12 protein-coding genes are annotated in these 15,459 nt (G+C 56.7%); 6 read left to right on the forward strand and 6 right to left on the reverse strand.

All coding sequences use genetic code 11. The annotated features are described in order from the left end of the window. Positions 1-424: 424 nt before the first annotated feature. The 3 genes from CWO91_RS30100 to CWO91_RS30110 all read left to right on the forward strand — a co-directional run bounded on the left by CWO91_RS30100 (position 425) and on the right by CWO91_RS30110 (position 5,065). Positions 425-2,680, forward strand: a complete 2,256-nt coding sequence (locus CWO91_RS30100) for a polysaccharide biosynthesis tyrosine autokinase (RefSeq protein WP_130218794.1) — start codon at positions 425-427, stop codon at positions 2,678-2,680. Then, positions 2,664-3,437 (forward strand): hypothetical protein, encoded by a 774-nt coding sequence (locus CWO91_RS30105; protein ID WP_130218796.1) that lies wholly within the window; start codon positions 2,664-2,666, stop codon positions 3,435-3,437. Before CWO91_RS30100 ends, CWO91_RS30105 begins: the two co-directional genes overlap by 17 nt. A 392-nt stretch (positions 3,438-3,829) precedes the next feature. Beyond that, on the forward strand, positions 3,830-5,065 hold the full coding sequence (locus tag CWO91_RS30110) for a lipopolysaccharide biosynthesis protein (protein WP_165405817.1): 1,236 nt from the start codon (positions 3,830-3,832) through the stop codon (positions 5,063-5,065). On the opposite strand, the gene CWO91_RS30115 is transcribed toward CWO91_RS30110, so the two are convergent. The 4 genes from CWO91_RS30115 to CWO91_RS30130 all read right to left on the reverse strand — a co-directional run bounded on the left by CWO91_RS30115 (position 5,024) and on the right by CWO91_RS30130 (position 8,989). Continuing rightward, positions 5,024-6,151, reverse strand: a complete 1,128-nt coding sequence (locus tag CWO91_RS30115) for a glycosyltransferase family 4 protein (RefSeq protein WP_165405818.1) — start codon at positions 6,149-6,151, stop codon at positions 5,024-5,026. The genes CWO91_RS30110 and CWO91_RS30115 overlap by 42 nt on opposite strands. 166 nt (positions 6,152-6,317) lie before the next feature. Next, complete coding sequence (locus tag CWO91_RS45575; protein ID WP_130218802.1) at positions 6,318-7,271, reverse strand: endo-1,3-alpha-glucanase family glycosylhydrolase; 954 nt, start codon at positions 7,269-7,271, stop codon at positions 6,318-6,320. After that, positions 7,160-7,717, reverse strand: a complete 558-nt coding sequence (locus CWO91_RS45580) for an endo-1,3-alpha-glucanase family glycosylhydrolase (protein WP_130218804.1) — start codon at positions 7,715-7,717, stop codon at positions 7,160-7,162. The genes CWO91_RS45575 and CWO91_RS45580 overlap by 112 nt, the downstream gene beginning before the upstream one ends. 9 nt (positions 7,718-7,726) lie before the next feature. Further along, positions 7,727-8,989 carry a hypothetical protein gene (locus CWO91_RS30130; RefSeq protein WP_130218806.1) on the reverse strand — a complete coding sequence of 421 codons (1,263 nt, stop codon included), beginning with the start codon at positions 8,987-8,989 and terminating at the stop codon, positions 7,727-7,729. A 477-nt stretch (positions 8,990-9,466) separates the two neighbouring features. Here CWO91_RS30130 and CWO91_RS30135 point away from each other — a divergent pair, with 477 nt between their 5' ends. Continuing rightward, a complete protein-coding gene (locus CWO91_RS30135) occupies positions 9,467-10,309 on the forward strand; it encodes a glycosyltransferase family 4 protein (RefSeq protein ID WP_165405821.1) in 843 nt (280 codons plus the stop codon). Between the two features lie 22 nt (positions 10,310-10,331). Here the strand turns inward: CWO91_RS30135 and CWO91_RS30140 are convergent, their stop codons facing one another. Both CWO91_RS30140 and CWO91_RS30145 read right to left on the reverse strand, forming a co-directional pair. Next, entirely contained in the window at positions 10,332-10,919 is a 588-nt protein-coding gene (locus tag CWO91_RS30140) for a WcaF family extracellular polysaccharide biosynthesis acetyltransferase (RefSeq protein ID WP_130218810.1), read from the reverse strand. 14 nt (positions 10,920-10,933) lie between these two features. Further along, positions 10,934-12,301 (reverse strand): undecaprenyl-phosphate glucose phosphotransferase, encoded by a 1,368-nt coding sequence (locus CWO91_RS30145; protein ID WP_130218812.1) that lies wholly within the window; start codon positions 12,299-12,301, stop codon positions 10,934-10,936. 428 nt (positions 12,302-12,729) lie between these two features. Here CWO91_RS30145 and CWO91_RS30150 point away from each other — a divergent pair, with 428 nt between their 5' ends. Together CWO91_RS30150 and CWO91_RS30160 are read left to right on the forward strand one after the other, a co-directional pair. Next, positions 12,730-13,689, forward strand: coding sequence for an ABC transporter substrate-binding protein (locus CWO91_RS30150; protein WP_245471426.1), 960 nt, complete (start codon positions 12,730-12,732; stop codon positions 13,687-13,689). Between the two features lie 751 nt (positions 13,690-14,440). Beyond that, on the forward strand, positions 14,441-15,415 hold the full coding sequence (locus tag CWO91_RS30160; protein ID WP_130218840.1) for a GDP-L-fucose synthase family protein: 975 nt from the start codon (positions 14,441-14,443) through the stop codon (positions 15,413-15,415). The last annotated feature ends 44 nt before the right edge of the window (positions 15,416-15,459 follow it).

Consider the following 15,459-nt stretch of genomic DNA (forward strand, 5'->3'; position numbering starts at 1 on the left):
GGCGCGGGCGGCCCGGTCGGCGGCGGCTTCGCCAACGGCGGACAGGGCGGCAGCCTCGGCACCTTCGGCGGCCTGCACTATGCGACGACGGTGACGCCGAACGCGAACAACGGTGTTAGCGGTACGACGAACGCCGTCAGCCAGCGCCGCTGAGCACAGACGGGCTTCAAGGAGCGGTCCGGCTGGACCGACCCACAACGGAACGGCGCTTCGCAGCGCCGTTTTGCGTTTCGCCCGTTAAGCTTCCACACAAATTATAATGTGCGCACACCGCTGCGCTGCATCAATTGAGTTCAGCCGCGTTTTGCCGCGTGTTATATTCGCCCTCAACTACCGGTTCTTTCGAGTGCTTTTGCTCGCGTGACTTTCTCATCCCAATGCCATCCTCCAGAACCAGTCGCTGGACGATTTCAGGAATTGCGCAATGCTGCAGGTGAATAAGCCGTCGTCGGAGATCAACCGCGACTACGCCGAGGTTGAAGGCTCTCCGGCCCAGACGTTCACCTCCTATATCGACATCATCAGGCGCCAGTTCCCGACCATCGTCGCGATCGTCTCGGCCTGCGTGATCCTGGCGCTGCTCTATCTCTTCACCGCCGCGCCACAATTCACCTCCACCGCGTCGATGGTGATCGACACCCGCAAGGTGCAGCTGTTCCAGCAGCAATCGGTGCTCGGCGACATCGCGATCGATTCGGCGACCGTGGAAACACAGGTCGAGATCCTGAAATCCGAGAACATCAGCCTCGCGGTCATTCGGGACATGCATCTGATCGACGATCCCGAATTCACCGGCGCCGGCGGCGGTCTTCTCGGAGCTATGATCGATACCATTTCCTGGATCTTTGCTAGTGGCAATGCGAGTTCGGAGTTCGAACTGACACGCAAAGCGCTGGAGCGCTTTGAGAAGAACCGCACCATCAAGCGGCTTGGCCTCACCTACGTCATGGAGATCGGCTTCACCTCGTACGATCCACAGAAGGCAGCCAAGATCGCCAACGCAATCGCCGACGCCTACATTGTCGACCAGCTCGAGGCGAAATACCAGGCGACGCGCCGCGCCAGCGTCTGGCTTCAAGACCGCATCAAAGAGTTGCGCACCCAGGCCTCCGCCGCGCAGAAGGCGGTGGTGGATTTCAAGATCGCCAACAACATTGTCGATAGTGGCGGGCGGCTGATGAACGAGCAGCAGCTCGCCGAGGTCAACAGCCAGCTCGTGCTGGCGCATGCCTCAACGGCCGAGGCCAAGGCGCGGATGGACCGCATCAACGATATCCTGAAGCAGGAGATTCCAGACGCGAGTGTCGCCGACGCGCTGAAGAACGACACCATCGTCAAGTTGCGCGGGCAGTATGTTGATATGGCCTCGAAGGAATCGATCTGGTCGATGAAGTACGGCTCGGATCACCTTGCCGCCGTCAACCTCCGCCGGCAGATGGCCGAGATCAAGAAGAATATCATCGATGAGTTGAAGCGCATCCAGGAATCCTACAAGAGCGATTACGACATCGCGGTAACGCGCGAGGAGAGCATCAAGTCCAGCCTGAACAACGTTGTCTCGGAATCGCAGCTCACAAACCAGGCGCAGGTGCAGCTCCGCGAACTCGAGAGCAACGCTCAGTCCTACCAGGCGATGTATGACAATTTCCTGCAGCGCTATATGGAAAGCGTGCAGCAGCAGTCGTTCCCGATCACCGAGGCGCGCGTGATCAGCGCTGCTACTACGCCGCTGAAGAAGAGCTATCCAAAGACCCTGATCATCCTGGCGTTGACGCTTTTCGGCGGGTTCCTACTTAGCTTTGGCGCAGCGATCGCGCGTGAGTCTGCTGACAAAGTGTTCCGGACCACCGGACAGGTGGAGGACGTACTGGGCGCGAACTGTATCGCGATCCTACCGGCGCTAGGCGGGGCTGCTGCGCCAGCTATGCTCGGCGGCAAGCTGGCCAAGAACAAGGAGAATCCGCAGCCTGATCTGTTGCGCTACGTCGTTGGGAATCCGCTGTCGCGCTTTGCGGAAGCGGTGCGCTCGCTGAAGGTGGCCGTGGACCTCAATTCGATCGTGCGGGAGAACCGCGTGCTCGCGGTGACCTCGACCCTGCCAAACGAGGGCAAGAGCACGCTATCGACGAATCTCGCCCAACTGATCGCGCATAGCGGTGCGCGCGTCATCCTCGTTGACTCCGACCTGCGCAACCCCTCGCTATCGCGCGCGCTGGTGCCTGATGCCAAGATTGGTCTTGTCGAGGTCGTAGCCCAGAAGGCTCAACTTGAGGAAGCGCTGATCATTGATGCCGAGACCAAGCTCGCGATCCTGCCGGCAGGGACGACCTCGAAACTGCTGCACACGAACGAGATCCTCGCTTCGAAGGCCATGCACGCCCTCGTCACGCTGCTGCGGTCGAAGTACGACTACGTGGTACTCGACATGCCGCCGATGGCTCCTGTCGTCGACGTGCGTGTTACCTCATCCTTCGTCGATTCCTATGTCTTCGTTGTCGAGTGGGGCAAGACCAAGATTGACGTGGTGAGGCACAATTTGCGGAGCTCGCCCGAGATCCATGACAAGCTGCTGGGCGTGATCCTCAACAAGGCCGACACCAAGGCGCTGGCACGATATGAGTCCTATCACGGCCGCTATTACTATCAGAAGTATTACGCCCGTTATGGGTATGTTGAGTAACCGTCACTTGGTGCAACAGGCTTCGTTGCGCGCACTATCGTTGGTTTTCGGCCTCCTTGGCGCTCTCTGGTCAGTTGCCGCGTTACCCTCATTCTGGCTGACGGCGTCGGCTCGCGAGGTATCAGCACGGATCATCGCCGATGACCGGTTTAAGCCAGGCGTTCTGCCGAGTCTGTTGACCCGCATGACAGCCGCTCCGCGACCGTCGATCGCTCAGCCGGAGTTCGCGCAGTTCGAGGCGCTGCTAACGTTGCGTACAGCTGAGGAGGCGGCGCAGAGAAAGAGCCTGGGCGAGGCTGATCGCGAGATCGAGGGCGCTGAGAACAAGCTCAGGGCGGCGCTCTTCGTGATCCCCACCGATTCGTTTCTATGGCTAATGCTATATTCGGTGACAAACGCGCGCACCGGCTTCGATCAAAGAAATCTCGGCTATCTCGGTCAATCGTATGCGTCTGGACCAAACGAAGGCTGGATTGCACTTCGACGCAATCGAGTTGCGCTGGCAGCTTTTGTATTGCTTGGTGATGTGACTCAGAACCTTGTGGTTTCCGAGTTCGCGGAATTGGTCGACTCAGATTTCACCGAAAGCGCAGCCCTCAATCTAATGGGTGCAGGCTGGGCACAAAGAGACCGCTTATTGACGGCCTTGCGTGACGTGGACGTCGCTTCAAAGCAGCTTCTCTATAACCGTCTGTCGGCGGAAGGTATCAAATTGAATATTCCCGGTGTCGCATATGATGAGAGGCCTTGGCGCTAATGAAATTTCGTACACACTGGATGATAGCTGGAGTGCTGGTTGGTACTCTCTCAGCCGCTTACGGCCAGTCCGACCCTCCAAGAACGAGTTTGACAATTCAGGGACCTGCCGATCAAGCAAGCGCAATCATCAAGGATGGACTTGGTCGACCGTGTCTTGATGCCGAAGCTGCAGCGCGACCGCAAACGATCAATCCGGACATGCTCGAACACGTCGTTAGCGTGAAAAATAGCTGTCCGCGTCTGATCAAAGTGAAAGCGTGTTACTTTGGTTCAGAACAGTGCAAGCAATTTGACGTACCGGGATACAAGCGCGTCGACACGATACTTGGCGTGATGAGAGGCATCAAGTTCTTCAGATATGTACTAACTCAGAAGTAACTAGGCATCGCTGTGGCCAAGCTCATATACTCGCTGCTTAGCACGGCGTTGATTCAATTGGCGAACTTGGGCTATGGCGTAGCCGCCGCACGACTATTGGGTCCCTACGACCGGGGAATATTGGCGTACCAAGTGACGCTATCGATGGTCGTCGCCACTCTGCTATCCTTTGGGATCAGTGAAGCCGTTTCGTACAAGGCTGCCACTAAATCCGAGGGATTTGTCCACACGAATTACGTTGCGTTATCGATCGCATATGGCGCAATAGGATCGCTTTCGTGGTTGGTAGTCTACCCGATCATGGCGCCAATCTCGTCCCCAGATCAGTACCGGGCATACCTCGTCTTCACTTGCTATCCAGTCCTCAACTACATCACGATTTCCTTTGTGGCATGGTTCGCTGGTGCCGGCCTTACCAAGTCGTGGAACGTCCAGCGTCTGCTCGTTCAAGTTATACAGCCGCTCGCCTTGGCGTGCTTTCTGACTGTCGAAATTCCATCCATCTTCTTGTTCGCTCTCTCTATCGTGGCGGCCCACGTTGTTGCCGCCGTCGTCGGCTGTTGGCAAATCAGCCTATCAGCCTTTTTGGAAAAGCCTCGCTGGGCTGAAATGAAGGAAATTCTTGTACTTGGAACTCAGACCTCTGGCGGACGAGTATCGAACCTCATTAGAGACAATGCTGATAAGCTCATAGTCGGTGCGTTGGCCACCCCCGAGATTCTGGCGCAGTACATTGTCTCGGTTTCGTTTGCTCAAGTCTTTAACGCATACTCGCAGACCATTGTGCAGCTCTATTTCTCTCGCATTGCGCAGAACTTCTATTCGAAGACATCGTCTCTGATTGAAACTCGATCTGCAGCTTTGATCGTTGTGGGGGCGGCTACCGCGGTCTTGGCAAGCTTCATAGTCGGAAAGTGGCTAGTAATTGCGATTTTTGGTCACAAGTTCGCAATGGCTGGAGATCTCGCTCCCTATCTCGTAATTGGAATGGCCTTTGCTTCAGTGAAATCACTCATATCAGCGCATGCTCTCGCAATGCGCAAACCCCTGATAACTAGCAAAATCGATTTTTACGCAGTCGTCCCCACGCTAGTGCTCATGTTCTTGTCGGTTCGTTATGCCGGTGCATGGGGCGCGGTTGGCGCTTTTACGACATCACAAGGGATCATTGCGGTCGCGATGTGTACAAGTTTTTGGATGAAGAGTTCAGAGTTGAGGCGCTCTAAGCGCCTCGCAAGCTGCGAATAGTTCTGACACGTATTGCTCCCAATTGCGGCCGTGCGCATTCCTTGCGATATGCGCAAAGTCGAGTTCGCCGCGATGAAAAAGATGATTCGTTTCTGCGAGCACGGTGGTGAGCTCTGATATGTTTCCAGCCTGGACCATCTTGCCGCTTCTCTCGTCGATGTTCATGTCAGGCCCGCCGGTGTTTGGTGTGTAGATGATGAAGTTCCCGTAGCTGCGAGCCTCATTGTAAACGAGGCCAAAGCCTTCGATAATAGAGGGCATCACAAACACATGGGATCTCGAATATTCCTTTTGGAGTTCGTCATAGCTGAGATGGCGCCTTAACGTTACGTCCGGAGGAATGCAGCCGACGAGGCCTGGGTTTATATACCCACACACGCAAGTCAGTTCCGCATTCTCGAGCTTTGCTTCACGCCACGCGCGGAACAGATGATGGAGGCCTTTGCGAACGACGCCTTGACCGACAAAAAGAAAGCGGCACTTGCTTCCTTCTTTATCGCTGAGGTCGAACGTGTCGGTCCGCAGTTTTGAAAAGTACGGGACAACCGTAGTTGGCTTCTTGAATCCAGCATGGATCAGGCTTTGTCCTGAAAATTGACTTGCCGTAATAACGCCATCCGCTAGCGAAATCTCCTCGTCAGCAAACTTCCATCGCCACCATGTAGTTACCTCCTGATCGGATTCTTGCGCTTTTGCCGATTCTGGGAAACGTTCGGCGTCGGCTCGAAGCAGGTCACGAATAATTCGGTAATGAGGATGATAAAGAAATAGAATTTTTAGTGATTTCGAATCCTTAGCGGCACGGAACGCATCGCGAGCATATCCAGAGTACAAGAGTAGGTCGGCTGGACGACGCTTCCACACTTGAGCAGTTTTGCGCGCCAACAGTCTCTCTGCAACATGCTGTGTGTCGATGGCTCTCCTTAGCTTGCGGCCACCCAGAAACTGGACTGCTGCCGCTCCAAAGCTTTCTTCGACATATTCTGGATCTATATCTCGGCTGTGGTGATCGGCAAGGCGTGACAGTAATCGTCGGCGCCACGCCGGTCCTTTCGAGAAATAAATATCTGTAACGAGACGAGCCAACTGATCTCGAGAAGCGAGCGCGCGTGGGATGACATAGGAATCTCGATCCCGCAAAAAGTTTACGATGTATCCGGGACTGTTCGGGCCCTCGTTGGGCGTCGTCCGTGCCTTATCTAACATAGAATTTCTCACTTGCCGCTGGATCCATGTTCTGAACTTGGTGGGCTCAAGGTGCCGACCGCCACGCGTCGAGCGCGAGTTCTCCCGTAAAATAGTTAAAGTTCTCAGTTCCAGCGTCTGACCTAATGGGAAAAGGCAGCTCTGCCTCTCCCAACAGCTTGTCTCCTCGTTCTACGCGAAGCACAACTCTGCCGAGACTCATCGGTACTGATACAAGCTGAGCTCCCGCTGGCAAATTTAGAGAATGAGAGTGATCACCAATTCTGACGCTCAGGTGAGCTGGTGAAGTTAGAAATGTTGCAAGGTGAAATTGATCGGTGAGTTGCTCCCAGAACTTCGGGCGGCCTCGATCAAGCGAACTAAAATCTCTTGTACCCTCGGCCGACCTGGGGTGCAGTTGATAGAAGTAGAATATTCGATCTCTTTGGATAGGAGGCGGGGCCCCCGTTTTAAACCAATCCAAATAGAACCGACTAGCCTGTAGAAACGCGCCATGGTCAGGCAAAGAGCGCCAGGCTGGGTGTTTCCAAATGCTCTCTTGAGGCCTGCCAAACGGTTTCAAATAGGTCGCTTCGCTCCAGTCGTTCCAAGTGACTAACTCGACCCAATCTGCGTCGGCTTCGATAGCTGCGAGCCATCTCTTCTGCATCCCCTCGAATCCGTTGCTTTCGAAAACGCGAAAGTTGTTTCCTAAGCCTCGATAGAAGGGGGCAATCCCTGCCATGAACAGCTTCCCATTTTTATGCATCAACGGCGATATCTCTCGAATTGACCGAGCCATTTCATTGTAGGGCCCGCCGGCCCCAAACGAGAAAAATCCGTCGATATCGGGAGCTTGCTGCAGTACTATCCTAGCGACGTATGTGTCACTCGTTTCTGAAGAGAAAGTTATTCTGGGCGTAAGCAAGGATAGTTCATGTGAGGGACTAGAAAGATCTCGATTCCGTGAGCTCTTGCTCTCTCGCGAACTTCTGTCGCCCAGTGGGGCGTTTGCCCCCATCCCGACACAACCAAGCGTCCGTTTTTCCGAAGAGAATTGGGGTTTGACGCATATTTCATGATCAGCTCCACCGCCTCGCTTGGGCTGCTTTGGTCGAATGACAACAGTAGATTGAAATTCGGAAAGTGGGCGGCGGCTGCGTACAGCCTCTCAATAACCTGTAGATGTGACGGGCTTCGCACGTAAGAGCCGAAGTTTATTGCGAAACCGTCGATTCCGTTCTCGTTGGCGGCGCGTATCTCGTCCTCGTACTGTCGCGTCGATGACTGCAAACCGGCCTGTGGGCAGCAGGCCATGTAATGTGCAAGCACCGTCTTTCTCGGCGCTTCTCCCGCATGGGCCGCTAGGGAGCTCAGATGTATTGCACAGGCTAAGAGACCCGCAGTTCGCGTTGCACGAGCACTTATTTGGCGCCAGTCGCGCCGGCATTTGGAAAAGACAAGCATGTCCGTGGGCTAAATCTGCGACCTAGAAGTGGGAAATTGTTGTCTTTTTGCAGAGAAGTTTCGATCCGTCCTGGTCGATTTTGCCACGACGGCCGCAATGATCGCCGGCAGCGTAAGAAAAAGAGTGAACTTCAGGATCGAGATCAGTACGCCGTCGCGCATCCACTGCAGGTGAAGAGGTATCAGCACGATGTACACAAAGGCAGCGTTGGGGCCCCCATTCATCAGGAGTATACGAAGCGCGAACGACGATAGCGCTACGTAGATAACGCATGTAGTCAGCACCCCCAAGATGCCGTAGCTCAACCATCCCTCTCCGTACCAACCCGTCGAGAGGCTGGTGAGATTTACAAAGCGGTTTATGTCGAAGAACTCGATAGGATTGCCGAGAGGCTTGTCGCTCCACAGCGCGCGCGGTATCGGCTCGGTAAGGATACGAAGATGCTGAGTAAAATAGCTGAAGGAGTCGGTAAGCCGCGGAACTGCATCGATCAGTGCCGTCTGTACTTCGAACGTTGACATGTCGAGAGTGTCGAGGGGGGAGGCCCGATTCCAAGTATCACTCACCTGCGGCTTGCTGTCTCCACCCAAGACCATTTCTCTTATTGCCGCGCGGTTCTGCCCGAGAAGCACGAAGGAGGTGATCAAGATGGCCGCCAATGGGGCAAAGACGAGGAGCTTTCGGGCGTTCAACTTTGACCGTATCAACACCAGGATCAACACGGTGATAGCCCAATACACGAAGACGAATCTGGATCGTCCAACGGTCAACCAAAGGAATCCGAGCGTGGACATGGCAACCGCCCACGGTCGAGAAAATCTGGAAGTCATCCAGAGATAAATCCCGCAGAAAACGTAGGCTGAGGAGAGCTCGAACCACCAACCGCTGCCTTCGGAAAAAACTTGGACACCGGTCCGAGCGTCTTGAACGAGCCTAACTCCAACATCCTCACCTAAGTAGCCTCTAAGCCGCTGAACGAAAGCCCCAAATGAAAGAGCCATAACCACCAGAATAGCGGCACGTGTGGTGACAGAAATCCGTGCGGAGCTGATTGCTGCAGCAAGTTTCGCTCGAACCGTATCGTTGTCGTACCTAAAGAGAAGAACGTAGGCTGAATAGCTGCTTAGCAAGCCAGCTATTGAGATGAAGATCGAATTTGTGACGGACTCCTCGCTGGGATAAAATTGCATATACTCAAATGCGTGATTATGGTTGAAGTAATACCAGAGAAACGGTTTCAGCAGATGAAAGAGCAGGTGGTAACCGAGCAAGATGCTGACCGGTTGAAAGATGCTGAGCTGACGGTTCGCACGACAATGAAGTAGGCATCCCGTCCAAATCACGAATTCCAAGAGCAGAAGTAGAGTAATCATTCCGTTGAAGCCTCAGGCGAATGAGGAGGCGTATCGTCCTCATAGACTATAATTGCCAACAACATGCAGCAACGGGTTGCCGATATCATTGGGGTATTTATGAGTTCTACGATCGCACCTTCTCCGAGCCTTCCCGTAGTAACGCTTGTTGCTCCTTCACCACCTCCCGTAACCGGACAGTCGTCCTATTCACTGTACCTTGCGAAGAGGCTTGAGCCATATGGCCTGGAGGATCTCACGCGAAGCGGCCGAGACGAGAAAGCGGGTGTACTTGGCTATGTCAGAAAGGCTTTCGATAGCGCTGACGTTGCATGGCGGCTCCTGATTGGACGGCGGCGAGCCACGGTCTTTATAGTCCTGGACGGCGGATTAGGTTTGCTGTTCGATCTGCTGTTTGTCGCGATTCTGCGTCTCAGACGCGTACGTAAAATCCTTCTGTCCCACCATTCATTTGCATATATCGACCGACCGTCTTGGCTGATGCGTGCGATCGAGGCCGTCGCACGTCCGTCTGCGACGCACTTATTCCTTTGTGAGCGGATGAGAGCCGGATTTAGCGCTCGATATGGCCGAAATTCAAGTGGACTTGTATTGAGTAATGCAAGGCGTGTGGCTAAGGCGCGCGCTCCTATCTCTGCACCGATGCCGACGGAGTTTACCCTCGGATACCTGAGCAATCTCTCGTTTGAAAAAGGCATTTCCGAATTCTTCGATTTGATCGATATCCTCACAAAGAAAGGTCTTTCTTTTGGGGCCACAATTGCTGGGCCGGCTAGTTCCGACGAGGTGGCCGAATTTGTACAGGCCCGTCTAGACGCTTGCGGCGGGCGGGTACGTTGGCTTGGTCCAGTGTATGGTGCCCAGAAAGAAGAGTTCCTATCGCAACTTTCAGTGCTAGTATTTCCAACCAAGTACGTGAACGAAGCGCAGCCCAATGTTCTGTTCGAAGCTCTGTCGCACGGCGTGCCGGTAGTCTCGATCGCTAGAGGGTGTGTTGATGAGGACATGAACGGATGCCTCTCACATGTTGCGCGATCGCCTGAGTCGTTTCTAGAAGAAGCCGTGCCCCATATTATGTGGTTGGCAGATCGTACTCGAGCTGGAGAGGGAGAAGAGATCCGCAGTGCAGTTGCGAGGAGCTTCATGGAAAAACATAGCTCCTCTGTTGCAGCTGAGCAGAAGCTGCTCGAACTGATCCTATCAGATCCGAAGCAATAAAGCGCGAGAACACGGCGCTGGCCTAGCTGCTCTTGAGTTCGGCTGAAGTGGATCGCGAGCCCCTGCAGACCGCGGGATGACCCGCCACGATCGTTGCCGGAGCTACAGATTGTAGAATCGTGCTTCGCGCCCCGACAACTGCGCCAGCACCGATTGTTACTCCCGGCGCAACGAAGCAATCGGCCGCGATCCACGCCTCCCGCTCGATCACCACCGGCTTAGCGACGAGCGGGAAGGTGATGTTTTTGTAATCGTGCGTGGCAGCGCACACGTAAGAGCGCTGTGAGACGACTGCGTTATTGCCGATCGTGATTGCCCCGAGGCTGTAAAGCTCGGCGTTGTCGCCGATCCAGCAGTGATCGCCCAGCTTCACTTTCCAGGGGTAGGTCACGCGCGCCGTCGGCCTGACAAGCACTCCCTTACCCACCTCCGCCCCAAACAGCCGCAGCAGCCACCGCCGCCAGCCATAAGCAGGCTGGGGAGACCATGCGAACAGAGTTTGTTGCACCGTTTGCCACAGCAGCACGGTCACCCCCGAACGTCCTCTGAATCCGGGCGGCACTTTGGAGCGCGAGAGGTCCTGAAACCTCGGTCGCTCGTCGAAAGTCATGACGATCTCGCAATTCAATAGGCAGTAGGGCGGGCGAAAGTGACGACCGCCGTTCCCAGCAGAATCCTCACGTCCAACCACAAGCTCCAATTATTGATGTACCACAGGTCATGCTCCACGCGCTTCTGCATCAGCTCAAGCGTGCGGGTTTCTCCGCGATAACCATTAACCTGGGCCCAGCCGGTGATGCCGGGCTTGACGTGGTGGCGGAAGGCGTAGTTGCCGATGATCTGCTCATATTCGGTGTTGTGGGCGGCCGCGTGCGGGCGGGGGCCGACCAGCGACATGTCGCCCTTGAGCACGTTGAGGAGCTGCGGCAGCTCGTCGATCGAGGTTTTTCGCAGCCATTTGCCGATTGGCGTGACGCGCGGGTCGTTCTTCTGCGCCTGCACGATCGTCGGGCCGTCCTCGAGCACGCGCATGGTGCGGAACTTGAAGATCCTGAACGCGCGCCCGCCAAAGCCGTGGCGGGTCTGGCGGAAGAACACCGGGCCCTTCGAGGTCAGCTTGATCACGATCGCCGTCACCAGCATCACCGGCGCGAACACCAGCAGCGCAAGGCTCGCGCCGACGAGGTCCAGCGCGCGCTTGAGCGCGCGTTCGCGATAAGAGAGCGGGGCGCGGCGCAGCTCGGCGGTGAAGGTGTTGTCGGTGCCTTCAAGCGGATAGCGCAGGAAGCGCGCCGTGTTGGCGTCCGGCACCAGATGCACCGGAACGGGGAGGATCTTCAGCACGTCCAGAATGCTGTCGATCGCATGCTGCCGGCTCCAGTTGATCAGCAGGAAGACGTGCTCGATCCGGTGCTCGCGCGCGTAACTGATCAGCTCCTCGAAGCGCGGCGCCAGCGAAGATAGCAGCAGCGGCGAATCGAGCTCCTTGGGCCGCACCTCCATCACCCGCATCAGGCGGTAGCCGTGCTGGCCGAGGTCGTCGACCGCGTTGGACGAGGTGGCAAGGCCGAACTCGGCGATCATGATCGCCCGGCCGTTGGCGAAGGCGCCGGTGCGCAAGGCATGCGCGGTCCAGCGCGCGGCGGCTGTCTTCCAGGCGATGAGGACGGCGAGGCCGACCAGATAGAACGAGATCGTGGTGCCGCGGGAGAATTCGTCGCTGACCTTCATCGTGAAGGCGATCGCCAGCAGCGCGCCGAACAGAAAGGTCCACGTCGTCAGCGTCATCCGGAACGTGCGCGGCAGGTTCGTGATGTTCTTGAGGCGATAGCCCTGCTGCACGATGGTCAGAAGCACGAAATTGATGGCGACGAGCAGGCTGGCCGCCGCATAGACGTCGGCCTTGCCGAGCGTGCCGGCGGTCGCGACGTGATAGCCGACCGCGCAGCCGATCCCGCTGACCACGATCAGCGCCGCATCGATCACCGCCATCGAACGTTCCACAACCACAGGGCGCAACCAGCTCGGCGCAAAGCCTGTAGATGTGGATGCGACTGGCGCGACCACGCCAATTTCCCCCGCCGAATCAGCGGCGGGCACCGGTCGCGTGGAAAGAATAGTCATCCTGCCAAACCCATTGACACAATATTCATTGCCCGAACGCGCCGTGCTATCGGTCAAAATCGCTGTTAGAACAAGGCGAAGGAAAAATTAACCTTACCCCACAAGCTTGCATTGTAGCGCATCTCGCCTCGTGACTGATATGTTAAATTTCACAACCCGTTAGGAAGTTCTCGTTGCCTCGAACCCAGTCCCGGCGGCGACCTCGGCCGAGAGGGAAGCGGTACCTCGCCATTGGCCTTGCAGTCGTCGCGTTGGTAGGAATCGCGCTCCTCGTTCTCCGTCCCGATAGGGCGCCCATGCGAGCTCCGACAGCTTCCAGGGCCGCCGCAGTCAAGCTTCTCCTGGACGGGCCATATGGCGCGAGGTTTGCCGGCGAACTCGCTGCATCCAGACAGGGATACTTCTCCTCCCGTATTGAGGTGTCGGCCCAGCCTGAAGACCCTGACTTCGTCCAAACCATTGCACGCCAACATGCCATCGGCGTGACGAGCGGCCAGAAGTTCTTGCTGGCGAGCTGGCGTGGCGTGCCCGTGACCGCCTTTGCTGCGAGTTTTCTCGATACTTCTGTCGCGATTTTTGCGCTCGAAGCCTCGGGATTGCGGCGACCGGCTGATCTGGTCGGAAAGCGGGTCGGATACCGCAGGGCGAGCGAGGGAGACGTCGTTTTCGATGCCATGATGGCGCAGCTCGGGCTTCCCCGGAGTCAGATCACCAAGGTCCCAGGCCGCGACAGCTTCGAGGCTCTGCGGGCCGGGGAGGTGGATGCGATCATCACCGCAATCGACGAGCAAGCCGATCCCTCCAGTTCGGCTTTCGTGAAGCTGAATGTCATCAAGCCGCAAGACTACGGCATCCATGTCCCTGGCTTGGTCTACTTCGCGAGCAATGGTCTCGTCCATGAACAGCCATCCATGATTGCCGACATCCTTCAGGGCCTCATTCGAGGATGGCAATTTACCTACGCGGACTATGCACGGAGCGTGCCCGTTCTCGCCGGCGCCGGCCCGACCAGGCTGAGCTCTGAGCGGCTGAAATTCGAGCTGCAGCAGCAGCGGCCGTTGGTGCTGCCGACGGGCGGTCGTATTGGCGACTACGACGAAAGCCGCTGGCGGACGCTCCGGGATATTCTCATTTTCGCCAAGCTCGGCGAGGAAGACGTGCCGCTGGCACAGACGGTCAACTACCAGTTCCTTCGGGATGTGTACCGCCGTTCACCCGACCTCGCCGCCCCGGGTGCCTGGAGCGAGGAAAAGTAGGACCAAGAAGCCACACCTGTGCGCCATATCGACCCAAGAGGCCTTTGGCCGCCGTGGCATCGGTTGCTTTTCTACCGATCGCCTTGGTAAAGTTCGGTTCACTATTTGGGCTAGTCGCGGACCGCGACGTCGGCCGGCTGGGGTCTGACGAGCACGGGGATCAAATCCGCAGGGGCGAGGAGCTTTTTGGATGTTTAAGACGTTGATGCGAGCAGGTCTTTTGGCCGCAACAGTTACCCTCGGCGCGGCGAGCGGAGCAAGCGCCGCAATGCAGATGCCCGCACCGGCAGCCCTGCTCACGGGCGAGAGCCAGGTGACGCCCGTTACGTTCTGGGCGCAGCCGTACCCGTACCGCTATGTGCCGGTGCGCCGTTGCCCCCTGGTGCGGGTCGAGACGCCCTATGGCTGGTACATGGACCGCGTTTGCGCGCCTGTCGGCCCTGTCCTCCGTCGGGCATACTAAGCTTGGGCTGAACAAGCGGCGGCCGCCGTTTCTTGCAAAGATTTAAAGGCAGCCGCACAGCTCATGCGGCTGCCTTGCTCGTTTTTGTTTCGCAGAGTGCTGCTCTTTTGTGCGCGCAGCGCAGGTTCACCATGAATATCTTTGTCGGGCCGGGATAGGCTTTCGCATGGTGAAGATTGTGTTACCAGATCGGCGGGGCTGCATCGGCAGCGTGATTGCTTAAGGCGGCGGTGGGCCGGATTTCCTGGGAGTGGTGATCCGGCCAATCGGTCGCTGGTAGAGGATACGATGACAGGGGTTTCAACCTACGATCTCACGGGCAAACGTGTCTTTGTCGCGGGTCACCGCGGCATGGTCGGATCAGCTGTCGTCCGAAGGCTTGCATCAGAGAATTGCACCCTGCTGGTTGCCGACCGGCGTGAGCTGGACCTCACAAAGGAAGAGCCCACGCTGAAATGGCTTCAGGCCAATCGTCCCGACGTTGTGGTTCACGCCGCTGCAAAGGTCGGCGGTATCGCAGCCAACAACAGTTTCCCGGTCGACTTTCTATGCGACAATCTTGCGGTGGAATTGAACGTCATCCGCGCAAGTCACACGGTTGGCGTGCAGCGACTGTTGTTCCTCGGCTCGTCCTGCATCTATCCCAAGCACGCCAAGCAACCGATCGCCGAAAGCGAATTGCTGACGGGGCCGCTCGAGCCGACCAACGAGTGGTATGCAATCGCCAAGATTGCCGGCCTCAAGATGTGCCAGGCGTATCGTCGGCAATATGGCGATGATTTCATCTCGGTGATGCCGACCAATCTCTACGGCCGGGGCGACAATTATCATCCGGACCATAGTCACGTCCCTGCAGCGCTGATCCGGCGCTTCCACGAAGCCAAGATCGCCAATGCGCCAAGCGTCTCCGTATGGGGCACCGGTACACCACTTCGCGAGTTTCTCAACGTCGACGATTTCGCGGATGCCTGCGTTTTCCTTCTGAAGAATTATTCGAGCGACCTGCCGATAAACGTCGGCAGTGGCGACGAATTGTCGATTGCCGAATTTGCGACGACCGTCGCGGAGGTCGTGGGTTACGGAGGCAAGCTCGCGTTCGATATCTCCAAGCCTGATGGAACGCCACGCAAGCTGCTCGATAGCTCGAGAATTCGAGAGCTTGGTTGGCGACCGAACGTCGCTTTGCAGGCCGGTCTCGCGGCCGCATACGCAGATTTCTTGGAAGGCTACGGACGTCATCTGGAAGTCAGCGCAACGCGCTGAGTAGACTACTTAGACTACAACAAAGCTTTTTATTCTGAACTTTG

This window comes from Bradyrhizobium genosp. SA-3, from assembly GCF_004212635.1.
GTDB lineage: Bacteria > Pseudomonadota > Alphaproteobacteria > Rhizobiales > Xanthobacteraceae > Bradyrhizobium.